This is a genomic window from Phocaeicola coprocola, from assembly GCF_041333015.1.
Taxonomy (GTDB): domain Bacteria; phylum Bacteroidota; class Bacteroidia; order Bacteroidales; family Bacteroidaceae; genus Phocaeicola; species Phocaeicola coprocola.
In genome coordinates, this window is sequence record NZ_JBGKGM010000001.1 from 556,281 (window position 1) to 582,594 (window position 26,314).

34 protein-coding genes are annotated in these 26,314 nt (G+C 39.0%); 18 read left to right on the plus strand and 16 right to left on the minus strand.

Features of this window, described 5'->3' with window-relative positions; genetic code table 11:
• Nucleotides 1–47: 47 nt before the first annotated feature.
• The 4 genes from ACDG22_RS02375 to ACDG22_RS02390 all read left to right on the plus strand — a co-directional run bounded on the left by ACDG22_RS02375 (nucleotide 48) and on the right by ACDG22_RS02390 (nucleotide 6,035).
• Nucleotides 48–548: a hypothetical protein gene (locus ACDG22_RS02375; RefSeq protein ID WP_229110765.1), complete on the plus strand. Its 501-nt coding sequence runs from the start codon at nucleotides 48–50 to the stop codon at nucleotides 546–548.
• On the plus strand, nucleotides 535–1,962 hold the full coding sequence (locus tag ACDG22_RS02380; RefSeq protein ID WP_032532885.1) for a phage terminase large subunit: 1,428 nt from the start codon (nucleotides 535–537) through the stop codon (nucleotides 1,960–1,962). Before ACDG22_RS02375 ends, ACDG22_RS02380 begins: the two co-directional genes overlap by 14 nt.
• An 11-nt stretch (nucleotides 1,963–1,973) precedes the next feature.
• The gene (locus ACDG22_RS02385; RefSeq protein ID WP_022400718.1) at nucleotides 1,974–3,398 is read left to right on the plus strand and encodes a phage portal protein; all 1,425 of its coding nucleotides are present in this window, start codon (nucleotides 1,974–1,976) and stop codon (nucleotides 3,396–3,398) included.
• Between the two features lie 174 nt (nucleotides 3,399–3,572).
• On the plus strand, nucleotides 3,573–6,035 hold the full coding sequence (locus ACDG22_RS02390; RefSeq protein WP_036633296.1) for an ADP-ribosyltransferase domain-containing protein: 2,463 nt from the start codon (nucleotides 3,573–3,575) through the stop codon (nucleotides 6,033–6,035).
• An 86-nt stretch (nucleotides 6,036–6,121) separates the two neighbouring features.
• On the opposite strand, the gene ACDG22_RS02395 is transcribed toward ACDG22_RS02390, so the two are convergent.
• The 16 genes from ACDG22_RS02395 to ACDG22_RS02470 form a co-directional block, all read right to left on the minus strand.
• Nucleotides 6,122–6,625: a hypothetical protein gene (locus ACDG22_RS02395; RefSeq protein ID WP_133303542.1), complete on the minus strand. Its 504-nt coding sequence runs from the start codon at nucleotides 6,623–6,625 to the stop codon at nucleotides 6,122–6,124.
• A 324-nt stretch (nucleotides 6,626–6,949) separates the two neighbouring features.
• Complete coding sequence (locus ACDG22_RS02400) at nucleotides 6,950–7,270, minus strand: hypothetical protein (protein WP_005850329.1); 321 nt, start codon at nucleotides 7,268–7,270, stop codon at nucleotides 6,950–6,952.
• A gap of 1 nt (nucleotide 7,271) precedes the next feature.
• Nucleotides 7,272–8,036, minus strand: a complete 765-nt coding sequence (locus tag ACDG22_RS02405; protein ID WP_270668879.1) for an ADP-ribosylglycohydrolase family protein — start codon at nucleotides 8,034–8,036, stop codon at nucleotides 7,272–7,274.
• A gap of 34 nt (nucleotides 8,037–8,070) precedes the next feature.
• Nucleotides 8,071–8,256 (minus strand): hypothetical protein, encoded by a 186-nt coding sequence (locus ACDG22_RS02410; RefSeq protein WP_270668878.1) that lies wholly within the window; start codon nucleotides 8,254–8,256, stop codon nucleotides 8,071–8,073.
• Entirely contained in the window at nucleotides 8,253–8,516 is a 264-nt protein-coding gene (locus tag ACDG22_RS02415; RefSeq protein ID WP_370858765.1) for a hypothetical protein, read from the minus strand. Before ACDG22_RS02415 ends, ACDG22_RS02410 begins: the two co-directional genes overlap by 4 nt.
• A 13-nt stretch (nucleotides 8,517–8,529) precedes the next feature.
• Nucleotides 8,530–9,717 carry an RtcB family protein gene (locus ACDG22_RS02420; RefSeq protein ID WP_061411656.1) on the minus strand — a complete coding sequence of 396 codons (1,188 nt, stop codon included), beginning with the start codon at nucleotides 9,715–9,717 and terminating at the stop codon, nucleotides 8,530–8,532.
• A 309-nt stretch (nucleotides 9,718–10,026) separates the two neighbouring features.
• Nucleotides 10,027–10,311 (minus strand): hypothetical protein, encoded by a 285-nt coding sequence (locus tag ACDG22_RS02425; RefSeq protein WP_270672661.1) that lies wholly within the window; start codon nucleotides 10,309–10,311, stop codon nucleotides 10,027–10,029.
• Between the two features lie 6 nt (nucleotides 10,312–10,317).
• Complete coding sequence (locus tag ACDG22_RS02430) at nucleotides 10,318–10,578, minus strand: hypothetical protein (RefSeq protein WP_229039924.1); 261 nt, start codon at nucleotides 10,576–10,578, stop codon at nucleotides 10,318–10,320.
• A complete protein-coding gene (locus ACDG22_RS02435; protein WP_120136940.1) occupies nucleotides 10,575–11,048 on the minus strand; it encodes a hypothetical protein in 474 nt (157 codons plus the stop codon). The genes ACDG22_RS02430 and ACDG22_RS02435 overlap by 4 nt, the downstream gene beginning before the upstream one ends.
• Before the next feature lie 180 nt (nucleotides 11,049–11,228).
• The gene (locus ACDG22_RS02440; protein ID WP_370858850.1) at nucleotides 11,229–12,317 is read right to left on the minus strand and encodes a DNA cytosine methyltransferase; all 1,089 of its coding nucleotides are present in this window, start codon (nucleotides 12,315–12,317) and stop codon (nucleotides 11,229–11,231) included.
• 11 nt (nucleotides 12,318–12,328) lie between these two features.
• On the minus strand, nucleotides 12,329–12,535 hold the full coding sequence (locus tag ACDG22_RS02445) for a hypothetical protein (protein ID WP_005850304.1): 207 nt from the start codon (nucleotides 12,533–12,535) through the stop codon (nucleotides 12,329–12,331).
• 17 nt (nucleotides 12,536–12,552) lie between these two features.
• On the minus strand, nucleotides 12,553–12,813 hold the full coding sequence (locus ACDG22_RS02450; RefSeq protein WP_270668874.1) for a hypothetical protein: 261 nt from the start codon (nucleotides 12,811–12,813) through the stop codon (nucleotides 12,553–12,555).
• A gap of 7 nt (nucleotides 12,814–12,820) precedes the next feature.
• Nucleotides 12,821–13,000: a hypothetical protein gene (locus tag ACDG22_RS02455; RefSeq protein WP_005850297.1), complete on the minus strand. Its 180-nt coding sequence runs from the start codon at nucleotides 12,998–13,000 to the stop codon at nucleotides 12,821–12,823.
• 10 nt (nucleotides 13,001–13,010) lie between these two features.
• Complete coding sequence (locus ACDG22_RS02460) at nucleotides 13,011–13,250, minus strand: hypothetical protein (protein ID WP_036633307.1); 240 nt, start codon at nucleotides 13,248–13,250, stop codon at nucleotides 13,011–13,013.
• 41 nt (nucleotides 13,251–13,291) lie between these two features.
• Entirely contained in the window at nucleotides 13,292–13,498 is a 207-nt protein-coding gene (locus ACDG22_RS02465; RefSeq protein WP_036633308.1) for a hypothetical protein, read from the minus strand.
• Between the two features lie 3 nt (nucleotides 13,499–13,501).
• Nucleotides 13,502–13,867, minus strand: coding sequence for a hypothetical protein (locus tag ACDG22_RS02470; protein ID WP_120136944.1), 366 nt, complete (start codon nucleotides 13,865–13,867; stop codon nucleotides 13,502–13,504).
• 378 nt (nucleotides 13,868–14,245) lie between these two features.
• On the opposite strand from ACDG22_RS02470, the gene ACDG22_RS02475 reads away from it, so the two are divergent.
• Genes ACDG22_RS02475 through ACDG22_RS02540 form a run of 14 tightly spaced genes read left to right on the plus strand, consistent with a single transcriptional unit; the run spans nucleotide 14,246 to nucleotide 26,313 of the window.
• Nucleotides 14,246–14,815, plus strand: a complete 570-nt coding sequence (locus ACDG22_RS02475) for a hypothetical protein (protein ID WP_270668873.1) — start codon at nucleotides 14,246–14,248, stop codon at nucleotides 14,813–14,815.
• 11 nt (nucleotides 14,816–14,826) lie between these two features.
• Nucleotides 14,827–15,474, plus strand: a complete 648-nt coding sequence (locus tag ACDG22_RS02480; protein ID WP_005850287.1) for a hypothetical protein — start codon at nucleotides 14,827–14,829, stop codon at nucleotides 15,472–15,474.
• A gap of 13 nt (nucleotides 15,475–15,487) precedes the next feature.
• Nucleotides 15,488–16,717, plus strand: coding sequence for a hypothetical protein (locus tag ACDG22_RS02485; protein WP_005850285.1), 1,230 nt, complete (start codon nucleotides 15,488–15,490; stop codon nucleotides 16,715–16,717).
• Between the two features lie 12 nt (nucleotides 16,718–16,729).
• The gene (locus ACDG22_RS02490; RefSeq protein ID WP_022402213.1) at nucleotides 16,730–17,077 is read left to right on the plus strand and encodes a hypothetical protein; all 348 of its coding nucleotides are present in this window, start codon (nucleotides 16,730–16,732) and stop codon (nucleotides 17,075–17,077) included.
• Between the two features lie 3 nt (nucleotides 17,078–17,080).
• The gene (locus ACDG22_RS02495) at nucleotides 17,081–17,407 is read left to right on the plus strand and encodes a DUF6706 family protein (RefSeq protein ID WP_005850280.1); all 327 of its coding nucleotides are present in this window, start codon (nucleotides 17,081–17,083) and stop codon (nucleotides 17,405–17,407) included.
• 3 nt (nucleotides 17,408–17,410) lie between these two features.
• A complete protein-coding gene (locus ACDG22_RS02500; protein WP_005850278.1) occupies nucleotides 17,411–17,722 on the plus strand; it encodes a hypothetical protein in 312 nt (103 codons plus the stop codon).
• Nucleotides 17,722–18,156 (plus strand): hypothetical protein, encoded by a 435-nt coding sequence (locus ACDG22_RS02505; protein ID WP_022402211.1) that lies wholly within the window; start codon nucleotides 17,722–17,724, stop codon nucleotides 18,154–18,156. Before ACDG22_RS02500 ends, ACDG22_RS02505 begins: the two co-directional genes overlap by 1 nt.
• On the plus strand, nucleotides 18,153–18,560 hold the full coding sequence (locus tag ACDG22_RS02510) for a hypothetical protein (protein ID WP_005850274.1): 408 nt from the start codon (nucleotides 18,153–18,155) through the stop codon (nucleotides 18,558–18,560). The genes ACDG22_RS02505 and ACDG22_RS02510 overlap by 4 nt, the downstream gene beginning before the upstream one ends.
• Before the next feature lie 3 nt (nucleotides 18,561–18,563).
• Complete coding sequence (locus tag ACDG22_RS02515; RefSeq protein ID WP_270668872.1) at nucleotides 18,564–19,037, plus strand: hypothetical protein; 474 nt, start codon at nucleotides 18,564–18,566, stop codon at nucleotides 19,035–19,037.
• 7 nt (nucleotides 19,038–19,044) lie between these two features.
• On the plus strand, nucleotides 19,045–19,578 hold the full coding sequence (locus ACDG22_RS02520; RefSeq protein WP_022402208.1) for a hypothetical protein: 534 nt from the start codon (nucleotides 19,045–19,047) through the stop codon (nucleotides 19,576–19,578).
• A gap of 8 nt (nucleotides 19,579–19,586) precedes the next feature.
• Nucleotides 19,587–19,790 carry a hypothetical protein gene (locus ACDG22_RS02525; protein ID WP_270668871.1) on the plus strand — a complete coding sequence of 68 codons (204 nt, stop codon included), beginning with the start codon at nucleotides 19,587–19,589 and terminating at the stop codon, nucleotides 19,788–19,790.
• A complete protein-coding gene (locus ACDG22_RS02530) occupies nucleotides 19,783–24,621 on the plus strand; it encodes a tape measure protein (protein WP_270668870.1) in 4,839 nt (1,612 codons plus the stop codon). Before ACDG22_RS02525 ends, ACDG22_RS02530 begins: the two co-directional genes overlap by 8 nt.
• Entirely contained in the window at nucleotides 24,618–25,586 is a 969-nt protein-coding gene (locus tag ACDG22_RS02535; RefSeq protein WP_151851160.1) for a hypothetical protein, read from the plus strand. Before ACDG22_RS02530 ends, ACDG22_RS02535 begins: the two co-directional genes overlap by 4 nt.
• Complete coding sequence (locus ACDG22_RS02540; RefSeq protein WP_151851161.1) at nucleotides 25,576–26,313, plus strand: hypothetical protein; 738 nt, start codon at nucleotides 25,576–25,578, stop codon at nucleotides 26,311–26,313. Before ACDG22_RS02535 ends, ACDG22_RS02540 begins: the two co-directional genes overlap by 11 nt.
• The last annotated feature ends 1 nt before the right edge of the window (nucleotide 26,314 follow it).

Sequence of the window (26,314 nt, forward strand, 5' to 3'; positions counted from 1 at the left end):
TCAGGTGGGAGTTCCTATCTGATTTTTTCTTTCCTTAATCGGTGTATATGTACGCCAAAAAACAACGAATAAACAACGGAATGGCACTCTTTGAGAAAGGCAATAACATAGGGAATAGATTCACAAGCGAAAACCAACCAAAGAAAAATGGTCGGAAGCCCTCAATGTATAAACAGCTCAAAGAGCTTACAGGTAAAAAAGTAGATTATGAGCTGAGCAAAGAGGACTATTATAAAACAATTCGGTTTCTTCTTGAACGCTCCAAAGGAGAGCTAAATAAAATCATGGCTGACGCAAACAGAGAAGATAGCACTACTCCTATTTGGGTGTGCAATATTATCAGTGCAATCTTCACAGATATTCGCTTTGGTCGGACTTCAACGGTTGAAATGATATTCGATAGAATTTTTGGCAAAGCAGCCCAACCGATAGAAGGGGATATAAACGCTAATGTGTCTGGAGGACTGGAGCCGGATCTATCCAAACTTTCAACCGAAGATCTTTTGGTTTATCATGGACTATTAGAAAAGATGAATGGCAAAAAATAAAAACATACAAATACCAATGGCTCTTGCAGTCAAAATAGAGCTGTTTAAACGTGGCTGTTTTGACTTCATTACTGTTAAGGATGGAAAGAAGCACGAAAAGCAGGAAAAGGCTTTGCAGATCCTTACAGACAATGAGCACGCAGAGTTTTTGTATGGTGGTGGTGCTGGTGGTGCTAAGTCGTGGACTGGTGCTGCCTGGCTTCTTTTTATGTGCCTTTGTTATCCAGGTTCCAAATGGTTTATTGGTCGAGCTGAGTTAAAGCGTATTACCCAATCTACCTTAATAACGTTCTATAAGGTTTGTAACCAATACGGAGTAGAAGATACTTTGTACAAATACAATGGGCAGTATAACTATATAGAGTTTTATAACGGATCCCGTATAGATTTGCTGGATTTGATGTATAAGCCTGGAGATCCTTTTTATGAAAGATACGGATCTATAGAATATACTGGCGGTTGGATAGAAGAAGGTGGAGAAGTAAACTTCGGTGCTTATGACACTCTTAAAACTCGTGTAGGTCGCCACTTGAATAATGAGTTAGGGCTAAAACGAAAGTTGTTTATCACGTGTAACCCTAAAAAGAACTGGATGTATGATACCTTTTACACTCCATTCAAGAAAGGTATATTACCTGAGTATATGTACTATCTGGGTTGTTTGGTACAAGAAAACCCCTTCATAGATCCAGACTACATAGAAGGTTTGAGAACAACCAAAGATAAGGTTAAAAGAGAGCGTTTGCTAAAAGGTAATTGGGAGTATGACGACAACCCCAATGCGCTTTGTTCTCACGATGCGATTACAGCCATTTTTAATAATCTGCTATCAATAACCACTGGGAAGAACTATATAACAGCAGATATAGCCCGATTTGGATCCGATTACGCCCGGATTTGCGTTTGGGATGGTTATACGATCATAGACTTAAAATGCTTTCCACTAAGTAAAACTACGGACATACAGAAATGTATTCAACACTTCCAGAAAAAATACAGAATACCTAAATGGCGGTGTATCGCTGATGAGGACGGTGTAGGCGGTGGCGTGGTGGATAATTGCGACATACAAGGCTTTGTAAATAACAGTCGTGCTTTAAAGGATGAGAACTACCAGAACTTGCAAACACAATGCGGTTACAAGCTGGCAGAACACATAAACGCCTCAGAGATTGGGATCAATGAGGAACTGTTAAGCTCGGCAGACAAAGAGCAAATTATCCTTGAACTGGAGCAGTTGCAAACATGGGATGTGGACGGAGAAGGCAAATTAAAGCTAAAACCGAAAGAGGAAATCAAGCAGGAAATTAGATGTTCTCCAGACTGGCGAGATGTGTTTTTAATGCGCTGTTGGTTTGACTATAACGAGTATGATATACCAGATGATATAGAAGCAAGATTAGGAGTTATTTAAAAATTTGAATTATGGGATTTTTTAATGTTATCAAGAATGAGGTAAAAGCTGCTGTAGGTTATCAACAGAATTTTACAGCTTTGTTGGAGGCTAAGGATATTTCAAGAGCCTTAAACTATATGCAAGATCGCTCCGGCTTTGCTGAAAAAGCCTTGCTGGAGTACAAGGTAGAAAACCATGAGGTTATGAAAAGGCAGGATAAAGCCGTTTATGATAAGAAAGGGAATTTTCTTAGATGGCAAAAGCGTTGGAAAATTCCTATCCCCTATCAGTCTTTCATCAATGAAATTGCGCTTGTTTTCTTATATGGCAGACCCGTAAAATGGACGCAAAGAAGCAAAGGTACTGATTATGCTTTTGAGCAATATATAAAACTGCTGGAGCATTTACGCTTCAACGCCAATGTAAGAGAGGCTAAACGTGTTGCTGGTGCTGAGGGTACTTCCGCTATGCTATTTCATGTGTTCCGAAATAAAGAAGGAAAACCAGATGTATTATTGAATGTGTTATCTAAACAAAACGGTGATGATATTTACCTTATCAAAGATCAGTATAAGCGTATGACTGCTTTTGCTTGGGGGTATTATCTGAATGAATCCGGCAATCGGAGCATCTACCATGTGGATATTTACAAAGATGATACGGTTTACTACTGTAAGCGTGTTAGTGTAGGTTGGGAAGTGAAGGCAATCCCTAATGTGATAGGGAAAATTCCCGTTATCCTCTTTGAACAAGAGTTAGAGCATGAAGGAACACAGCCCATGATACACCGTGTAGAAAGCATGGAATCAACAGATGCAGATGTAAATGATAGATTTGCTAACCCGGCAATGGTAGCAACCGCAGAAGTGCTTAACAGCTTGCCTAAAGCAGAAGAAGAGGCAAAACTATTCATTCTAAAGGAGGGTGGCAAGGTTGAATATCTTACATGGGATCAGGCTTCACAAAGCAAGGCAAATGAATACGAACGGCTGGATAAGCATATTCTTTCAAAATCTTTCACTCCTAACATAGATTTTGACAATATGAAGAGTTTGGGCAATCTGTCTGCTAAAGCTATCAGAAAAGTAATGCTGCTTGCAGTGATTAAGGCTGAGAAACGAAAGGAAACCCATGATAATTACATGAATAGAACGGGTAATTTGCTACGTGCTATTCTTGGTAATGTTTTGGACTACCAACACAAAGCCGAATATGAAGCATTACAGTTAGGGCATGAGTTTCAAGAACCATTCGGTGAAGATGTGAGCGATATTCTTGCTGATATATCAAAGCAGTATAACGATGGAGCGATAAGCCGACAAACTTATGTGGAAATGAGCTACCTTATCAAAGATGCAAAAACGGAAATTGAGCGTTTGAAGCAGGAAGATTTAGAAGCCATAGCTAAACAGCAGGAGTTAAACAGAATAGATGTGTTTGGTGGAGGTGAATAATGGCAAAGAAAGTAAAACCGTCAGAAACAAAGTACCATTGTAGGGATTGCAAGCACTCTTACGACTGGCACGAGAAGGATTATAAAGGTGAGTTCTTCCTTTGTCGGTGTCCTTTCTTCAAATACTCTAAATTCTTAAACAAAGATCACTGTGAACACTTTGAGTTAAAGCGCAATGGCAAAAACTAAATACGTCAATTCCACGCAGCTACAAAAAGAGCTGTTTAAACGTACAGAAGGGTACGCAGCTAATGTACGTGCGATTTATCAAAACTACTTACTCCAGATTATTAACCTGGTAAAAGGTACGGAGTTGGAAGAAGGTAAACCGTTCTCTTTCTCCGAATATGGCTATAGTGATGAGGCTACAGCCATATTTAGAGAAATGTACAGCCGTTTGTATCAAGAAATAAGGAATGACGTGCAAAATGAATGGCTGCTTTCCAACCAACATAACGATGAGCTGGTAAAAAGTGTGTTCGGTGAAAACTCTATCAATGATAACCACTTTGCCCGATTCTTTAAGCGCAATATGGAGGCTATGGACGCTTTCTTTGCTCGGAAAACTGGAGAAGAAGGGCTAAGCCTATCGCAAAAGGTATGGAGGTACACAGGACAATTTAAAGAAGAGCTTGAAAACTGCTTGGATTTGGCTATAGGAGAGGGTACAGGAGCCAACAAGTTAGCTTCCAAAATACAGACCTACCTACAAGATCCTGATCGCTTTTACAGAAGATTCAGAATAAAGGTCGGTGAGGATGAAAACGGAAATACTGTGTATGGTCGTGTATGGAAACGTAGGGTATATGACAAAGAAACCGAAAGTTATAAATGGGTAGATGATAACCCAAAGAAATATCATCCTGGACGTGGTGTATATAGATCTTCATACCGTAATGCCCAACGTTTGGCACGTACAGAAACCAATATAGCCTACAGAACTGCTGATTTTGAACGATGGGGGCAATTAGATTTTATAATTGGCTATGAAATCAAGCTGTCAAACAACCACCCATGCCATGATATTTGCGATGAGCTTGCTGGCAAATATCCCAAAACGTTTAAATGGACTGGTTGGCATCCGAATTGTCGGTGCTACATGATCCCTATTTTAGCTGGTGAAGATGATATAGAGGATATGCTTAACAAGATCCTGGCTGGAGAAGATGAAGAAATAAGCAAGAAAGGGCAAATAACGGAGTTTCCAGATGAATTTGTGCAATGGGTAAAGGATAACGAAGATCGCATGAATGAAGCCAAAACAAAAGGCACTCTACCCTATTTCGTCAAGGATAACTATACGGATATAGAAGAAATCTTGCATCCTCTCACACCTGAGCAAAAACACTACAAAGGGCTGGTTGCTCAATATGGGGAAGAAAACGTACAAAAGCTATATGAGGCTTTCGATTCATTCAAAGCCAAAATCTCTACAGGTGATTTGGAGTACCAAATCAAGAAGCTAAAGTTTGAGGCTAATTGGGTTGAGGAAAAGAATAAATTCCCGACTTCTCCCGAAATGGTGAAAATGCTTAAAAAAGAGCTGGCTATAGTTGAGGCAAAATTTCAATACCAACAAGCCGTAAATGCTGCCAAGCCTATTTTGAACTATAAAAGCAAGAGTAAACCGTTAAACTCGATTCTGGCAGAACTGAATGAGGCTATAGCCAATGAAGCGACTGCAAATGAGATACAAGCCCTGACAGCAAAAGCGACTGCCAAAATACAAGAAATAGAAAAGGCTCGGCTCGCAAAGCTGGTTAAACAAGGTGCAGACGGATCCACTTTGGATCTTTACGCAACAGAAAAAGAAAAGCTGGAAATAGCAAGGCTCCAATCTGAATATGATAAGGCTATGGATCTATACGGCAGTCAGTGGAATAGTGAAGTAAGTGCTTGTTATGTCCGGCTTGCTGATTATAAAAAGGAGTTGGCTTTAAAATATGTGTCAAAACAAGGCAAGCTGGTTAAGCTGAATGGAGAAACTGAGGAATTGGCAAAAAAAGCACTGGAAGAGTATATAAATGCGCCAGTTAATCATAGTGCTAATAACGCCATCGGTGGACGCTGGCAGAACTATAGTAGTGAAGCTGGAGCAATGGAGCGTTATAGCAAAAAAACGGGTATATCCGTAGATGAGCTTGCTTTGATAAACCGCTATACATACGGTTCCAAGTGGTGTAATAATTACGGTTATGGTATTGTAGATCCGTACTTTGGCAAAATACAAGATTATGGGGGATTATGCCAAAAATATTATCCGGCTTGTAATGCTGCCTTAGAAAAAATGCCTCGCTATAATGGTACTGTATTCTCAGGGATCAGCTTTGACGCAATGAAGCTGGATAAGTATATTCAAGAAATGAAAGCGTGTCTATCATCCGGGCAACCCTATGTAAACAAAGCCTTCATGTCCTCTACTACCAATATTGATAGAACTGCTATCTTTGGAGATAACCTAATGCTGGTTATCAAAAGCAAGAAGGGTGTAGATGTAAAAGCCATTTCCCATTATGCAAGTGAAGATGAAATTGTGTTTCGTGCCGGATCCCGTTTTAAGGTGCTGAATGTTTATCAGGAAGAAACACGAAAATACGGCTTTGGAAAAGGCTGGGTAGTTGAGCTGGAAGAGATATAAGAAAGAGCCATTACCAACGCTGGCAATGGCTCTGAACTGCCCTAAAGCAGCTATCATCAGCTCTCAACAGATGAAAACATACAATTTTACTTCAACAAACTAAATAGCTTCAGTATTTTTTTTGCTCGTTTTTCTGATACAGTTTCAGTTATATAGCCATCTGTAGTGTAAAATCTAACCGTCCGAATTTTATTCGTTTTCAACAAAGTATATACTTCATCTGGAATAATATATCTTGTTTTAAGATTAAAATGCTCAATAAAGGTTTTTCCAAGATTTAGACTCCAATATTCAGCAACGGCATCCTCTTCGTTGTTTAATGTAATGATACTATCGTTTTCTAATTTGAGCATTAAATCGGCTCCTTTTTCCATGCTATAAACTTTATCACCGCAATTATAGGTAGTCTTTAAAAGTATTGTATTATTAACTTTATGCAAAGCGCAAGTAAAACCATCACTAAAGCTAATGTAATTTGTTTCAGTTATTCGATTACCTGTAAACTCATCTATTTCGTCTTTGACAATTTTTTGAGCATGAATAGAGTTACAAGTTATAAGACACATTAAAAATAAGAATAAATTTTTCATATCGTGCAATTTAGAGGTTAATAACCTATTAAAATTGGCTACCCATAAACCCACAAAAAAAACGTGGGCTTACTCTGCACGATCAAGAGGGACGACCAAGTACCCAACAGCCCATACAAGAGTAATGCCCACGCCATAGCGCAGGCATTAGCACATTGTTTCTGAGGGCTGTTTGAAATTTTGGTCGTTTTCTTGATCCTCGCAACAATAGCCAATGCTATATTAGTTCATATTTTATTTCTAACTGCAAATATAGTGCTATTTATGAGAAAATTAATCCGTTTATGTTATTAATTTAGGCACGACACAAAAAAGAGGAAGGCTTTACACCTCCCTCTTACCTGTTTCAAACGATTTTTCCCAGTTGGTTGTATCTCCTTCTGGATTCGGGCTTTTACCTGGTAAATGCTCTGATAATAGTTGCTCTTTCCATTCCTTGTACGCTTCATCTAAAGGCTTTTTTGTGTCGCAAGCATCCAAGTAGGAATAATGAAACTCCTTCTCATACTCCCAAAAAGAAGCTGCCAAAGGGTGAAAAGTATCACTTTTATACGGATTCTCTTTTTCTCCTTTGTACCAATGGTAATTTGAATAATCTTCCGTTATGCCAGAAAAGAATCCGGCTTTGTTCCAGTTATCAGCCATCTTATTTATTGTTTAAGTTATGATAGAAGTTACCTATAACATCAAGCATATCAATAGGCAACAAATTGAATACATGATCTACTATTTCTTTAGGGATCTCATAGATAGCTGCTGCCATAGATCCTACAATAGCACCGATAGTGTCGCTATCACCTCCCCACGAAATAGCCTTCCTTATTGCATCCTCAAAAGAATTACTGGAAATGATAATTTTCAGGCAAATAGGTACAGTTCCCTGGCAAGTTTCATCAAATACTCCAGAGTAATAGTTTCCGATCATAAACATAGGATAGTACGTTTGCATTTCGTTTTCAAGCCCGGATAGGTTTTTGGTAGTACGCAAATAGTAAATAGCGTGCGCAATCGCTACAGCTCCTTTTATGCCTTCTGGGTGGTTATGGGTTACGATAGCGGTTTCTTCCGCTTCTTTCTTCACTCTATATAAGTCGTCAAAGAACCAAGCTACGGGGCTAACCCTCATTGCAGAACCGTTACCGAAGCTATTATATGGTTGTGGTGTATCTGAGGCTATCCAACGTGCAAAGCTGCTTCCGTATGCTCCTTTAGGGTTTGGATATTTTCTACACCATTTCAGTAACATATCTTCGTAGTGTTCCCCATTGTTGATAGCGTCCGCAATAGCAATAGTACAAATCGTATCATCTGTAAAAGTGCTTTCTTCCGTAAACAACTCAAAGTTATAATTATCCGTATTGTTAAACTCAAATCGTGAGCCTACAATGTCGCCTATTATTGCACCTAACATTGTTATTCCTCCAATTCTGTTATTATGGTTTGCTTTATTTTTTTATCTCGGATCCAGGGAATTTTACAGCTTCTTTTTCTGCAAGTTCTCTATAGCGGAAAAGGTGTACATCATCAAATGTACTGAGGTAATAGCTTGTAAATTGTGGCTCACTCCATTCACTCACATATTGATCTCCACATTGAATACAGAACTCATGTCTTATCCTCTCTTTTTTCATAAACTACCTCCTTTTTTAAAATTACCTCTAAAAGTTTTTTTTCGCTTAATAAATCCCATACGGATTGTACAATACTTGTTTTGATACTCAACCCGACTTAGATCTACGTTCCAAAGACTTTCTTTCTTGATACCTATTTGTTCCTCTGAAAGCTCGTCAAAGATCGCAGCAATAGAGCCGAAATAGAAGTGTCTTTTTCCATTGTACGGCTCTCTCAATTCTACATGAATAACTTTCGGTAACTTCATAATCCATTCCATTTATTAAAGCGTTCTAATCTGATGCTTTAAAATTATATATTGGCTTTATCGTATCAATGATCTCAACTGTATCAGTGATAGCATTTTTAATCTCTTCCATAGACTTATACGCTTGTGGGGCTTCATCTATTGTCGCTCTACTTACAGAAGTGGTATATATTCCGTTCATAGATTCTTGGTATTCCTCCATACTAAGTAACTCCTTTGCTTTACTCCTACTCATCAAACGTCCGGCTCCATGTGGGGCTGAATAGTTCCAGTCCAGGTTTCCTTTCCCAACACAGATAAGGGAACCATCACGCATATTTATAGGTATTAATAGTTTCTCGCCTAATTCAGCACTCACAGCACCTTTTCTAAGGATCATACGGCTAAAATCAATATAGTTGTGTATGGTTTCAAATCTATTTACCTCAGTAAATCCCATCCCCTTAATGATAATCGCTGCCATAGTAGCACGATTAAGTACAGCAAAACGTTGCACTATTGCCATGTCATTAATATAGTCGTGAAAATCACCACCTGAAAGATGTGCCAGCTCTTTGTTCTTACCAGGAATTGAAATATTCTTAATCGCTTCCTGAATATCCCTTTCCCTGCCTTCTGCTTTCAATCTGGCAATAGTATTGCGTACTTCAATCGCCCGATCACTTTCTGTATTTGCAGCCAAATTTTGATAGTGCTTACAAACATCGCCTCCCAACTTTCTACTGCCAGAGTGAATAACCAAATAGTACCTATGGTTTCTTTCTGAATAGTCCACCTCGATAAAATGATTACCGCCTCCAAGTGTACCGAGTGATAGATAAGCTCTATTTAAATCTACTTGCTTCGCACATCGTAGGTTTGAAAAATCAAAATTTGCCTTTTGAGTATCATGTATATTAAACCCATTGGGAACCATTTCCCTTATAACGGAATCCAATTTCTCACAGTCTATATATTGATCTGCCAATTCTACAGTAAGCATACCGCAACCAATATCAACGCCTACCAAGTTTGGCGTTACTTTATCGGTTATTGTCATTGTAGTACCTACAGTACACCCCTTACCAGCATGGCTATCCGGCATTATTCGTATAATAGAGTTTTCATAGGCAGGATAATTAGCCAGCCTCTTAATCTGATCGTATGCTTCGTTCTCAAAAGTTTCAGCAAAGATCTTGACTTCCTTTCCTGAATGTGTTCTAATTATTCTCATGTCAAATACAAATATAGTTTATTCTATTAAGTATAACAAATAAAATGCTACTTCTTTTTACTTAGTAAAGTAACGTGCCGTTTTAGTTCTTTATGTAGATACTTGTTTTCGCTCTGTAGCTCTTTTATGATAGAATTACGCTTTTCAAGTTCTTTGTTATATCGTTCACGTTCAAATTGAGCAAACGTAAGATCCTCATTCCTACAAGTACAATCTCGTATATCATTGCTCAAAACAACAGCCCAACAACAAGGTATTAAGACTTTGCCAGCTTGCTTATCGTATATGTAATGGCACTTACTCATAAGTTTATCCTTTCATACGTCCTAAGAAGGATAGTTTTAATACATCGTATTGCTGACCTATAACGGCAAACTCCAACATAGCGTTATCATCCGTAAGGTCGTTTATTCTCAAAAGCGGATAATCTTCTCCTGTGCAGGTTACATATCCCTCTTGTGAAATATCATCCGTTATACGCTCATCACTGGTATTGCCAAAATAAGAATCAAGGCTGCTTATGATGTGTTCTTTCAAATAAGCCTCACTATATATAGATGCTATTTTATTCTGTTTCCTTAGTGCGTATCTCATACTCATTCAAATACAATTTCTAATATATAGTGTTTCACTAATCATTCCATCTTTGGCTTCTTCTACAAGTTCAAAGAATGTGAAAGCATGACAAACGTGTTCTTCAATTTCTACACATATACCATCAGCCGGATAGTATTCACACGAAACTCTATCGCTCCAATCAATGTGTTTTTGAGCTTCTCTCGCTATCTTATCACAAGCTGCTATATAGTCTGAATATTTGAATGCTGCTCGATTGATCTTCTTTAGAATAATATCTTTCATTCTTCAACTCCTTTCGGTTTATTTATGTATTTCCAGTGTGTTATTTTATATTCAGGGTAATTGCTTGCAATCCTATCCAAATAATCTTCCGTCCAGCCATACTTGTTATAATAGGCAGTAAGATAATCGACAAACCTTTTCCCGTTCTTTTCTTCAAGATATTCTACACGTAGCAGACAGAACGTATCAAGTTTCGGTACATCTTCCGTATCATCTTTGCATTCATGCCATTCGTCCGGCTGAAATTCATTCCAACGCCTTGCGATCTCTTCACAAAGAATGTTTGAACTTTCCACATCGCCTAAATGAATTTCGGCTATTTGATAATTCATTCCGTCCTTTATACAAAGTTCTGCGTCCAATTCATCCACACCAAACAAGCGTTTGCCTCGTGCTGGTAGGCAAATAAGTTTCAATGTGTCGGTGTCTAATTCGCCTTTGGCGTATGTCCAATTCAATTTAATTTTCATTTTATACCTCCTTTTGCTTTTGTTGCATCCATTTTACACCTTTTTTAAATCCTTCTACAAACGCATCTGAGCAAACCCTTTGTACTTCGGGTAAACAAACACCTCTACTTCGATTTAGAGGACACGTAGCGCAAGCCTGGCTTCGTCCGTTGGCTTGCTTTGCTGCTTTAGTTATTCCTTTCATAATTTCGACAACCATTGTTCATAAATACGTGTGGCTATCTGAGCCATCATTACGGGTGGAACACTCATACCACAAATGTAGTGTGGCGATAAACCACAAAAATTATAATCTTGTGGGAACGTGGATATATTACATACCTCAGAAGTGGATAGATAGACGGGCTGCTTAAATGGTATCAATGAATCCAGGTGTGCAGACAATGTATAACAAACTCTATCTTCATAACAGAACTGCTGGTTAAAAAAGCCACGTTTACCAGTGAGTTTTTTATAGGCTTCTGATAGTGCTATATCCCCTTGTTCCCTGAGTTCAAAAAGTTCTCTCATTCTGCCTTCATAGGCTCTTCCTTTATAATCCGCAAAAGCACCATATACTATAGGATCCTCGTTAAACTCCATGTTTATATATGGTTCTACGTTAAACAGATTAGATACCTTCAAAAAATTGATCCCTAAATCATGTCTAATGCAAATAAAGAAGATCCGTTCTCTTTTCTGAGGAACACCCATTTTTGACGCATCAAGAAGGAAATGCTGACAATAATAGCCTGCGTTATCAAAATCTTTATATATGCGCCTAACATAGTCTATTGCACTTCCCATAAGTAAACCTTTCACATTTTCGGCTACTACAACTTTTGGTTGTAATACCCTTGCTAAAGCTATGAAATCAAAGAAAAGCGTATCAAGAACTTGTGCAGATTGCCCCTCTCTGAATTTCTTTTCTTTACCCCAATCCTTTTCACGATTTCCGGCAATGGAGAAGGTGGAGCATGGGGGAGAACCGTCCAAAATATCCAAATTGTAAAGATCGGGCGGTAGCTCTCTCTCTCTCTCTCTCTCTCTCTCTCTCTCTCTCAATGTTCGTATATCTTCCAAAAAATTATATCGGGGTGAGTGGTTAGCCACATAACACCGATTAACCTTTGCGTCTATCTCATTGCAGCCAATTACATCAAATCCGGCTAACTTGTACCCCATTGTAGAGCCACCACCACACGCAAAGCAAGAAAACACTTTGCCTTTATCTTTCGTGAATTTGGCTTCTGAAAGCCTCCAATTATAGGGGAATTTATGTTTTTGCATTTCCATATAAATTAAAATGGTAAATCACTTTCACCAGGTCTGCAATCCTCAATTTTGTATTGAGTATCTTCAACTGATTTTATAGTACACAAAACGTATGCTTTCTTTTTTAAAAGAGTTGCAAGCCTTTTCGCTTCTTTTTCCGCACTATCCAAGCTATCATGTTTGCAAGCTGGGGTAGCACACCCTTCCACAAATACCATGTAAAATGTATTCATATTCGTTCCATTTTTAATTAAATGCAATTAGTTCGATATGTATATTCATCAATTATATCATTACCGATAATCTCAGGTAGTTCAAAAAACCTTGTTGCCGGGCAAACATGGGCTTCAATCTCTATGCAAAGACCGTCCCCCGACATATAGGCACAACCTACGCTATCGTTCCAGTTTATATGCTTTTGGGCTGCTTTAGCTACTTTATCGCAAGCTGATAGATATTCAGCATATTTACTATTTGCTTTTTTTATTTTATTGAATAGTATATCGTTCATTTTTTTTCTATTGGCTTATACATACGTTTATAGGCACGATTAATTTATAAGTCGCTCCGTTTGGGAAACCATCTTTTATAGCTTCTTCAATCTCGCTGGCTGATGGTACACTTATTCGTTTCCCAAATTCAATTTTGCCCAAGCGTTTTCCCTTGTGATCGAAAATTATATATGTGTATTCATTCATAGGGCTATAATTATTTATTTGGGTAAATTGGGCGTATCACTTCCAGCGTGTCCGCACGAACAATAGCAATACGTTGGTAATATTTCTCACAAGCAGCTTTAAAACCACCGCACCAAGCGCACTTTGCTTCGTATTGGGCTATTATGTCCTTTTCTGCCTTATTCAAGTCTGTAGCAGGAAAGGCTTCACCTATCCGTATCTGGTCGTTCTTATCGTGCTGTAGCACTCTGATGTAAATTGTATTATTCATATTCGGTGTTGCATTATGGTAGTCCGTAGGCTACCTGATTATTATATAGTAAATTCACGTTTGAAGTCTTCATCATCTTTAATGTATTCACTCAATGCAGATAATAGCCCACGTTTACTTCCACATTTTGCAATACTAAATAACCCGTTATTCTTCTGTTCGTCTGTTGTGATGAAGATGTAGCCATCTTTAACCTCCGGCTTGAATGGCTTAATTTGCGATTTTAATTTTCTGAAATTAATAGCCATATCTTATTTTCTTAAAATTTCGTCTAACAGTTTTTTATCAGCATCCCAAAGGTTGTACCCTTTGGCGATCTTTCTTCTTAGATACTCTTTTTCCCCGATCATGGCGATTGCCTTTTCTCTCAAATCTGATGCGCTCCACTTTTCAGCTTGATCTATCAGAAGGTTTGTAAGGCACTTTCTTTCTTCGTAAAGTTCACGTACTAATACCGTCTTTCGCTCTATCTCTTTTAGAGCTGTTGGGTTCTCCATCCACAACTTACAAAAAGCGTCTTTATCAAGTTCTGTATTCATGTAGCACTCTTCTACTTCCGTATAACCATCTGCCGATAGTTTTAAACCCGTTCTTTCTTCAAATTCTTTCTGTGTCATATCTGAATGTATTTAGTTTTATATTCTTTTCGTGTAACTGTTTTTATTACGTTGCAAATATATGTAACATTGGTAATATTACCAAATGAAATAGGTAATATTTTCAAGTGATATTACCGGAATTTACCAAGTAAAACATAGAAATATTATCATTATCAGATATATAGCTTTTCAAAAACACTGCAAAATAATTTCAGAAAAAGCATTTTTTAACATTGCGAAAATCTATGCTCTTTAATTTATTCTACTTATTAAAATAGATATTTTAAGATTACAGCTCTGATTTTGAAGAAAACAAGCATAAAAAACATTGGTGTATATATACACCGTTATTGAAAATATTACCTACATTTGCAGTATAACTAAAGTAATATTGATATGAATAAGACACTCTTTAAGAAAGTCAAAGACTTATGTAAGGACACTGGTTTATCAGAGAAGTACCTTACTGCGATAACCGAAAAAATGGGTGGCAGCATTGAGGATGATTCTACTGATGAAGCGGAAATCGAAAAAGTAGCAAACCAAATAGCGGATGTGGCAAAAGAAAGTCAAGGAGAAGCTACCAGGTGGGCTAACAAAGCGAAGGAACCGAAGGAACCGAAGGAGCCAAAGGAACCCAAAGAACCGAAGGAGCCTGATAACGATCCAAACAAACGGATCTCCGAACTTCAAGCGGAAATGGATAAAATGAAACAAGAACAAGCTAAGAAAGATCGTGAAACAGCCGTTCAAGCAGCTCTTAACAAGCATGGTATTCCCGAATGGAGAAGAAAAGGTTTGGTTATTCCTGATGAAGAGGATCCAGATGCTTATTGCGCTGGTCTGAAACAAGACTTAATAACTCAAAACCTTATTTCGGAAGATCCAGAGAGTGTAAAAACAGCAAACGCAAAGAATGTTGAAGAGGCTTCTGATGCGTTGCTGGAATCAATTATTGTTAAATAAATCATTTTACAATGAAACGAACAAAAATCTCATTTGTCGGTGAAAAACCGATTTTCACAGGCAGTCCGCAAATTGTACCAGGCGGTTTTAATCTGGATCGGGAGAAACAGCGTTTTTCTGTAGGTGATATTATCCCTGCCGGAACACTCGCTATTTTCGATGAAGTTACAAGAAAGGTACAGATTGTAAAAACAGCGAAGGTTAAAGCTATCGGCACAAAGGATAAGAAAGTTATCACTTTGTATTCAAATGGCTATTGTTCACCCTGCTTTTCTGTTGGAGATAAGCTGTTACAAGCTAAATCCGTTAGTGGAACTTTTGAAGATGCCCCTTCTATTGTGTCTATTGAAAAGCCTGGTGTGTCAAACGCTCCGTATGTAATTACACTTTCTGCCGAGATCTCAGGTTTGGCAGTAGATGATGTGCTTGTAGAGGTTGTTGAAAGCTCTACTAATGCTGCTGTTATTGGTGAACCTAACTCTTTAACAATCGAAGAAGTTACTGTAAAAGAGTTTGAAACAGCCATAGATGTTACAGAGGACACTATGCAATATGCTGTAATGGAAAGACGTGTTTTGCCTATTCCCGACAGCATGAAGGATAGCACGAAACGCTATTTAAAAGCGAACTCTCACATTCGATTGTCGCAAACTTATTAAAAGGAGGTGCTAAATGAAATCTATTTATTCAACTTTTACTGGTTTGTTTAAAGATGGCAAACCTATTGATTTTCTCGCAACGTGGAAAAAGACACTGGATAAGGCTTCAGAACGTGAAGTAGCATTGTTCCAGAAAACTTATTCGGATGAGTGGTTTGATTGGGAGGCTCCGCAACTCTCTTTGAGAGCTGAGGGTATTATGGGCAAATATCATTTGCGTGTGATGGCAACCCTGATCGGTGATGAATCCCCCACTCCGTTAAGACGTTCTGACGGTTTTGATATTTGGAATGAAGAAATTCCACGTGTCGGACATAAGTTCTTTATGAAGGCTTCCACTTACCGCAAGTTGCTGGAAGTTTATAAATCTCCGTTCTTGAAAGACGGTCAAAAGGTTAAGCAGATTGAAAAGACTTTGCGTAACGATGTGGAAAACGCTTATCTGGGCTGCAAAGATACTGCTGATTTTATGATTCTGAAAGCTATATCAAACTTCGGTGTTTGTCGTTTCATTCCTTCTATCAACAACCCTGGTGGACGTGAGTTTGAAATTGATTACCTGATGGATGAAGCTAACAAACTCGTTTCAGCCTTATTGTGGAATGACGCTAACTCAAAAGCTGGCAAGTTGGATATTATTCTAACTCTTACCATGATCGTTACCTTGTTCAAAAACAAAGGTGTCGTATTTGAAGAGTTACTGATGGCTCCTGAACTGCTTGCATTTATCCGAAGAGATATTACAATTCGAGAAGCAGCCTACGGTAAGGACAAATCCGGCAAGGTTGTTACTATCCCAGACTTGAACACCTTGTTTGCTGATAACGGTCTGCCTAAAGTTCGTGAGATCACCCGTCTTGTGGGTATTGAAAAGGACGGAGAACGTGAGCCGTTAGATCCCTGGAATCACAATATGATTGTATTTAAACCTGCTGGAAAGATTGGCTTTATCCAGCCTTCTATTGAAGATAACGAGCTGTTTGAAGAGGACAATGTAGATTACATGAACGCTGGTAACGGTATTCGTATAGCCAAATGGCGTACTGGTGAATCTACAGGGCAAAAGGCTGGTGAATATACACAAGGATCTGCCCGTTTGATCCCGGTTATCACTGAAATTAACGGTATTGTCTGCTTGCAAGTTAGAGGCTTTGAAGAGCCGGAAGAAGCAGTAGAGGGAGTAACTTTTTATACGAAAGAACAATTCGATCAGAAGGCAGCAGCAGCTTCTTTGGTCGGCTAAAAACGATGCAATATGGTAACATTAAAAGTATTAAAGAAGTTCCAAGATAAGGACAACAAGGAGAAAATTTACCAAGTCGGTGAAACTCTATCAACAAGCGATTTGGATCGTGTAAATAATCTTGTTTCACGAGGAATTTGCAGTATTTCTGCTATCAAGGAGGCTAACAAAGAAGAAAAGAAACCCGAAAAAATTAGCCTTTTTGATAAAGAGTTTGAAATCGGTGCTGTAAAAGGTGCTTTGGCTGAGATTGGCGTTTCAATCAATAAAAATGCTGGCGTTCAAGCAATCACCAACAAACTCGGTGAACTTACAGAAGAGCAAAACAAGGCTCTTTCTGAAATCTTATGTAAAGAGTAACCTATGACGAATTTAGACGCTATCCGTGCTTTATGCACTAAAATATGTTCCGGCTTCTACCCGGATCAGAATGTACTTGAATTTACCCTTTTGGATAATGGTATAGATCCTTCTAAAAACTTCATCCCCAAAGATGTTGAACTGGTGAAGGCTGCTATCAGTGTCGTTAAGGGAATGACTGAAAACAGCCATTCGGAAAGTGGAATTTCTGACGGGTGGGATGCGGATCGTATTAATAAAAGTATCTCCGCTATTTGTCGGGAGTACAATATAGATAGCTCTGATTTTGTCGAAGAATCTTCTGTATCAGACGGTTCTAACCAATGGTAAGTTATGCAATACAACGGAACAATACAGTATAAGGTTTTATCTGGTGGCGGTTTGGATGGTAACGGTGAGCCGATTATCTCTACCGTATCATGGAGTGAGCCTATACGTTGTCTGTACAAAACGGTAAAGCATAGCAACACAATCTATCAACAAGGTAAGTTTACTGATAAAAGCTATGAGATCCTAATTGAAAGTAGGGATTTTCAAGCTGATACGGTAAAACTTACCAATGATAGAACACAGTTTTTGGGTGAGTTTGAAGTACAGGATATTGAGTTTGTTAATCGCTCAGGAAGAGTAAAGATTACGGTTTGATGGGATTCACGAAGAAAACGCCGGATAGTGCTTTTAGCAACTTTCTTGATGATACCAAGAAAGCCGTTATAGGTAGAGCTATTAAGGCTTTTATCTATGTCGGTGAAGCGTGTCTGAAAGAAGCCCGTTTAAACGGCAACTATACAGACAGAACGGGAAACCTTAGAAACTCTATCGGTTATGCCGTGCTTTTTAATGGTGAAGTTATGGAAGAAAGTGCTTTTGCCAACACAAAAGGTGGGCAAAACGGAAAGAAGCATTTGGATAGCTTGAAAAAGAACTATCAAAACGGTATTGTCTTGATTGTATCTACTGGAATGAGTTACGCAGCTTATGTAGAAGCCCGTAATTATAATGTCCTTACTTCTTCCGAACTGCTGGCTAACAAACTTGTACCTCAGATTATGAAACAATTAGGCTTTGAAATGAAATGAATAAGACAGGTGATGAAATAGAGCTGGACGTTTTCAACATTATCACAAACAGCCAACTTGCAAAGGAAATAAAAGGTAACGTTTATCGTGAAGGAACACGAGATCTAAACCCTATGGAAGAGGATATAATTGTATCGTTTCTTACTGGTTTGGATGGGCAGTTTCAAACTGGCTCCGTAACGGTAAATATTTATGTTCCCGACAAAGATAATGGCAGTAAGGTATTGGTTAAAGATGTTGGCAGATGCCGTTATCTGGCACGCAAAGCCGATGAGGTTGTTAGATCCTTGAAACCTACTGATTACAGATTTTCTTTAGGTGCAACAATTAAAAGCTACAAAGCAGAAAAGGTAGCTATGCACTTTGTAAACGTAAAGATCAATTTTGAACTAAAAACATTTTAAGTTATGGGAAACAGTGGTATTACATGGGGTAAACCCCTGGTCGAATTTGGGCTAACTGGTGCTGAAGATGCAGCTCCTTCCAATTTCAAAACAATGCCCACAGCCGAAGAAAATACAGTTCTTCTTACAACCGTAAAAGGAAGTGCGCAAGAATTGTACGGAGAAGGGCATGAACTGGTAGCTCGAAAAATGCAAAAGTCTTATAAGCAGCTTGCTATGAGTGTGTTTATTCCTTCTGGCACAGAGGATCCTATTCCGGAAGAGGACGGAGTTGTAAAAGATGAATATGCAGTACGCCTTACTCCTGAAGATGATACGCTGGATGGATTCATCATGCGTAAATGCTCTGTTGAGGTTGAAGAAGAATGGTCGTCCGCAAAGGGTAAAATGCTAAAATACATCTTTAGCTCATTGAAGCCCAAGACGGGTAAAATGATTGAGAAGTATAAAAAAGCAGAATCATTAGATGTAGGTTAATTGAACTATGAACAAGGAAAAAGACAACATAGAAGGGCTTGTGTCTGATACGATCTTACAAAAGCCGTATTCTATACAGATAGGACAAGAAACATACGAGGTTGCACCTCCTTCTATTGCTACTCTTATCCTTGCCTCTGAACTTATTTCTCAGCTTCCTAAAGTAGAGTTAGATAAAAGCCTGGTTACATTTGAATCGCTCCGTATTGCGAAAGATTGTAAGGTTTTAGGCGATATTGTAGCTACTCTCATTTTAGGAGCTGAGAATATAACTACAGAAGCAACCGTAGTTCAAAAGTCTTTATTCGGTTTGGTACGCACACGCAAAAAGGTTACGATTGATAACAGGGCTGTTTTATCCGATAAGATCTTGAAACAAATTTCACCAAGTAAAGTGAACGCTCTTACCCTTAAAATCATAAACAGGATGGAGATAGGAGATTTTTTCGGGCTTACCGCTTCCCTGATAGAGATAAACCTTCTCAAACCGACAAAAGCAAGGGAAGCGGATCCGAAGGAAACGATAGCATCTGGGCGGTAGTAGCAGGAATGGCAAAGGCTTATAATCTGACTTTTGATTATATCCTATATAAAATGAGTTTTGCCAATGTTCGTCTGTATAATGCGGTTCTGCCTTCTTTCTCAGCAAAGAAGGATGGTAAAAAAGATACTGGCATTATTCTAAATGGTGATGATCCCAATAATCAGGATGTAGTAAATAACGCAATATTTGACGTAAACGAAGATGAATAACAACGAAGGTACAACATGGTGGGCTTTAGGATTGGATAACGCCAAATTTGAAAGCGATGTGGCGAAATCTAACTCTCTTTTCCGAAGCATAGGCAACACAGCCGAAAAGGAAGGTAGCAGGATAGACAATATTTTCCGTAAAATAACGGTTGCTGCAACTGGATTTTTCACGGCTCAACAAGCGTTGGGATATGCTCAGAAGATAGCTCAGGTAAGAGGCGAATACCAACAGTTAGAAGTTGCCTTCAATACAATGTTGGGCAGTAAGGCTAAAGCTGATGCTTTAATGACACAGCTTGTTAATACTGCTGCTAAAACTCCGTTTGATCTCGTTGGTGTGTCAAGTAGCGCAAAACAATTACTTGCTTATGGTATAGCTGCTGACAAAGTGAATGACACTTTGGTACGGTTAGGAAATATCGCTGCTGGCTTATCTATTCCATTACAAGATATAGCCTGGTTATACGGTACAACCATGACACAAGGCAGGCTATATGCTGAGGATCTTAACCAATTTACGGGTAGAGGTATTCCGATGATTCGTGAATTAGCTAAAGAGTTGGGTGTAGCTGAAAATGAAGTTAAGGCTTTGGTTTCCGAAGGAAAGGTAGGATTCCCCGAAGTTCAGAAGGTTATAGAAAACCTTACAAATTCTGGCGGTATGTTCTACAACCTGATGGAAGAGCAAAGTAAGACTATTACGGGTAAGATCTCCAACATGAGCGATGCTATTTCTGTAATGCTTAACGAAGTAGGGAAAGCTAACGAGGGAACAATCAATTCAATACTGGAAACTGGTATCTCCGCTATAGAGAACTACGAGGCTATCGGTGAAACTATACAAGAATTGATTGTTACTTATGGCTTGTACAAAGCTGCTGTAATTTCGGTTGCTGCTACAAAAAATGCCGTTACTACTATTAAAGCCACTGGAGAAGCTGAGGAACTAAGCAAATTGCTTACTGTAGAGCAGCAAGCAGCCATTTCAAAACAGAATTTAACCAAAGGCACGTTAGAGTATGCAACTGCCGTAAAAGCTGAAATGGCAGCAAATATAGAGGCTCAAACCGCAGCTTTAGCCAAAGCTCGTACAGAGGTTTCAGCAGCCAGCCAAGCCGTAGCAGCCAAGAAAGCCGAATACCTTGCTGCTAAAGAGTTGGAGAAGCAAAGATTAGCAGAACTTATGTCTATCGGTGCTACTGGCTCTGCAAAACAAGTAGAAGCAGCAGAAAGAAAATTAGTCGCAGCCGAAACAGCCAGAGAAACAGCAGCCTTACAATACCAAGCAGCCACACGTGATTTTAGCACCAAGAAAGTAGCGGTAGAAACGGCTGCTAAAACATTGAATACCACTCAGACAGCAGCCAACACAGCAGCACAAGCAGCCAATGTAACTACAACAAACTTGTTGGCAACTGCAAAGCTCAGGCTTACGGCTGTAGCTACCAGGTTGAAAGCCGTTATGCTGGCAAATCCTTATACTTTGGCAGCAGCAGCCATAGCAGCTCTCGGTTATGGTATTTATAAACTTATCACTTATCAGACTGACGCAGAAAAGGCGCAAGAAAAACTAAATAACGCCATATCTGAGAGTGAAAAGGTTATTGGAGCTGAAAGATTGCAAATTGATGCGATGTTTGCACGTTTGAAAGCAGCCAAAGAAGGTACGGATGAATACCGTTCTGCAAAGGAAGCCATAATGAGCAAATACGGTGAGTATTTGAAGGGGCTGGGGGATGAAAAGAACGCTTTGGATGATCTGGCTAAGGCTTATCGTATCATTACGCAAGAAGCCGAAAAATCAGCTCGTGCAAGAGCTATGGATAAAGCGGTTAATGAGGCTTCTAATGACTACATGGATAAGGAGGTAGAAGCCAAAGAAACTGTAGAAGAGCTACTAAAAGATAAGTTCAAGGGAAAGAAGGATAAAGACGGTATCGACCTTGCGGAAACTTATTATTGGAAGATTAAGCCAGTACTGGAAGGTAAGGGGGAAATTACTAAAGAAATCCAGGATATTATAAAGCAGTTTGACGAAACCAAATACTTGCCTGGCGATCCCATGACTGGTATAGGTGCGCAAACCTACATAGCTAATGACTTGCAAGATGAAATAACCAAAGTATTCAAAGCTCGTGGCATTTATAATAATATCATAAAAGAGGCTCAAAAACGCTTCGGGGAGAATCCCAACCAAAATCAGAAAACGGGTAATCAGGAAGAGGTATTTTATACCAAAGGTAAATCCATTTCTGAGATAGAAGCAGCCATTACTAAAGGTCAAGAAAAACTGGAGGCTTTCAAAAAGGCTCTCAAAGAGAACAACGGCTTAATGTCTGATGGCAAAGTAGTAACCGATGCTGTTGTAAAAGGGCAGGAAAGCTATATAGCTAAATTAAAGGCTACCGTTCTTGAACGTGAAAACGAGCTGCAAATTATTAGCCAAGTAGAGAGCCGTATTTCTAAGCTGAAACAGGAGCAGAAAGAAACCGTTAAGGGTAGTGCTGAATACAACGACTATCAAAGACGTATAGATTCACTGAGTAAAAAGTTACCAGATAGAAAAACGTCCTCTTCTCAAAAGGATTATTCCGATGAGATAAAACGTAATGCACAAGAGCAGATCCGTATTAAAAAGGATATGGAATTTGCTGTAAGGCAAGCTGAGATCAACACCTATAAGGAAGGACTTTCTAAAACATTGAAACAAAACCAGCTCAACTATGAGCAGGAAATGGAGCAGATCAAACGTCAAAAGGAGGATAAGCTAACCAAAATTCAAGAGTGGGAAAAAACTATATGGGAATCTCAGGGCAAAAAAGGTACGTTTAAGCCAACTACCACCCAATTATCAGAGCAGGATGAGCAACAATTTAAAGCTCTTGAAAATGCTGCTGGAAAGAAATTGTCTACTGGCAATCAGACTGCAATAGAAGAAATGCTAAAGCAGTATCAGACCTATGCGGAAAAGCGCAAGGAGATAGAGGAAAATTTTCAGCAAGATATTGACGAAATGCGAGCTGTTAATGAGAAAGATAAGAAAGCCGGAAGGCAAGTTACTTTCTCCGAAGAAAATATCGCTCAGGCTGAAAGTGATAAACAAGATGCTTTGGACGCTTTAGATCAAGAGATAGCTACTCGTGAAGCGACTTTTAATGTATGGGTAGAACAAATATCCTCTATGGGGTTAAGACAGCTAAAGGAGGCTTTACAAACAGCCCAAGACACGCTGAAAAAAGAAGGTGGCAAGCTGGATGATAAAGAAAAAGCTACTCTTCGTGCGCAAATTAAAACCCTGGAGAAAAAAGTAGAGGTTGCTGAGGCAAAAGACGCAAGCATTTCATCTGCTGAAAAAAACAAAAAGAAGTGGAGCGATACCCTAAAGGTGATGAATGAGGTAGATGATACTGTTAATAATATCATTTCAGACTTTGACGGGATGGATGATGCAACCAAAGCTGCTTTGTCTGCTGCTACCAATATCGCAGGAGGTATAATTTCTATGATAACGGGTATTCAAGCGTTGGCGGTTACTGGTGCAGAAGCTATCAAAGGAGTAGAAAGAGCTTCGGTTATCCTTTCCATAGTCGGTACAGCCGTTTCCCTTATCACTTCATTGTTTGGGTTGTCCTCTAAGGCTGAAAAGGAACACCAAGAGGCACTTAAAGAAGTAGCCGAGAACAAACTGGAAATGCAACGCCAGTACAACTTATTGCTCATGGAGCAAAATTTACTTTTGGAGGAAGCAACATCTATTTTTGGTACAGATCAAATAGAAAAAGCTATCAATGCAATAGAGGTATATCGTGATGCGATAGCTGAATATAAAGAAGTCCTAAAGGGGGATAAACCAACTTATCAATTTCAGTTTAACCCTAAAGGGAACTGGGGGCTTGATGAATACAATGCAAAATTAAATGCGTACAATCAGGGTATAGGTGCGCTTAATGATATAACCATAAAAACGGGAAGTTACACTACTGGAGCTTGGTTTTGGAAAAAGCAGCATGATATTTATACTTCGGTACTCCAGGTTTACCCGGATTTAATAGATGGTGAAAAAAATCTGAACAAAGAAAGAGCGCAAGCCATTCTTGACACTCAAACAATGAGCGATGAGAATCGGAATTTGTTGCAAAACCTTATAGACCTTCAAGAACAAGCGGAAGAAGCCCAACAAGCACTAAGAGATTACTTAGAGGGTACTTTTGGCTCTTTAGGTGATAGTATAATGGATAGTATCACTGAGGCTATTGAAAATGACGGTGTAGATGCGTGGGAAAAGTTTGGAGAAAAAGGATCTTCTGTATTGGAAGATTTGGGTAAACAGATTGCCTACTCTTTATTCTTCTCTGATAAGTTCAAAAGACTACAAGCGGATCTGGAGAAAATCTATGGATCCGGCAAAACAGAAGAAGAAATAGCTAAGGAAGCAAGGAATTTGGTTTCCTCTTTCTATCAAGGTATCGGTACGGATATGAATAATGCCCAACAATGGATGGAGCATTGGAAAGAAGAAGCAAACAAACAAGGCTTTCACCTTTGGGAAACAGAGAATCGTGAGGTTTCCAGCAATAACGGCATAGCAGCAAGCCAGGACAGCGTAAACGAGCTGAACGGAAGGACAACTGCAATTCAAGGGCATACCTATTCTATAAATGAAGGTATTAAATCATTGGTTAGCCATTGTGCCAAATTTCTTGAGGTATTAACTGGTATCAGAGAAAATACAAGCTATTGCAAGAATCTGGAATCTATCAATTCCAATATAAAGGAAATGAAAGAAAGCATAGGTAACATGAATGATAAAGGTGTAATAATGAGGAAATGAAAAATAACTTATACATAGACGGTACGGACGCTTTTACTCGGTTCGGGGTTTTTATTGCTGAGGGTGGGCATAACGAAGTTGTTGCTTTCCCGGCATTAAAAGCACCAGAAGTTTCTAATGATTGGGCTGAGTATGACGGTATCGAAGTGGATTTGTCGGATCCTAAACTTGATACTAAAGAACTTGAAATAAAGTTCAACGCAGTAGGTATGTATCAGACTGGAGATTTCATTTCTCTGTTGTCCGATGGAGCTTACCATACCTTTGAGTTTAAAAGAATCGGATATAATTGTAAACTCCGATTGGTTTCAGAGGTAAATGTAGCTCTGTATATCGGTGCTAAAAGTTTCTCGTTAAAATTCGCAGATGATTTCCCTTTGAGAGATTATAAATATACGGCTCCTTTATCGACAACCAATATACCTACGCAGGGGTATGAAATAGACGGGATAGATTTCTCCGTTTACGGTATTCGTGTATTGGAAGGAAGCGAGGCACAAATACTTAAAGCTCCAGCAGTGAAGAAAAATATGTTACGTAACCTTTCTACCCAAAATGGGGCTATTTATGATGGCAAACAAGTAGTGTACCAACATAAAGAAGTTGCCTTGAATTGTTGCTTAATCGCTAAGAATCTAACGGAGTTCTGGAGAAATTACAATGCTTTCCTTTACGATCTGATAAAGGTTGTGGAAATAGACGAAGGCGAAGGCGTGAAGGTACAAACGGCTGAAAGATCCTTGTTCGTTGAAAGCACTTACGAGGAATACCCATGTTACTACAAAAGCTCAAAAGTAAGTCTGTTTTCCCCTGACGATCAAGTTTGGTGCGCTTTTACCTTAACGTTGGTATTTACTGCCTTTAGAGTTGGAGGGGATGAATATTTACTTGCTTCTGAGGCTGGAGAATTGATAGTTACAGAAGATGGTGAGTTTTATATAGATTTGAAAAGCTATGGCTATTAAAAAGAAGAAAATAAGCGAGCTGACACTTTCGGATAACCTGAAAGGATTGTACACTATTGGAGTTAAATTAATCAATGGGGTACAAACCAGCGTAAAAGTAAGTTTGGAATACATTCAAACGGCATACGAGAACGCTGTAAAAGCAACCAACAGTGCAAATGAAGCTGCCAAGTCTGCTAACAATGCTGCTTCAAGTGCCAACACTGCAACCTCAAACGCAAATAAAGCTACTGAGGCAGCGAAAACAGCTACCAATAATGCTAATGAGGCTACCCAACAGGCTAAAACTGCTACTTCTAACGCAAACTTGGCTACTCAAAAAGCGAATACAGCAGCTACCAATGCAGATAATGCACGAAAAGGATTAGAAGAAATAAAAAGTGCAACTGAAAGTGCTACAGCCAATGCCAACAAAGCAGCTACTAATGCGAATGAGAAAGCGCAAAAGGCAGAAACAGCAGCTAACAGTGCAAATACTCAGGCAAATAGGGCAAAAGAACAAGCGGATAATCCACCGAAAATGGGTGAAAATGGCAACTGGTGGAAATGGGATGAAACGCAAAAGAAGTATGTAGATACCGGGATTTTGGCAAAAGGCGGTATTCTCTATCCTACTTTTACGATTGATCCCGATACAATGGAACTGATCATGTATTACCAGGATGATATAGCTGCTGATATGTTTGATATTGACAATGAAGGATTTTTAATTTTTAACCCCAAGTGAT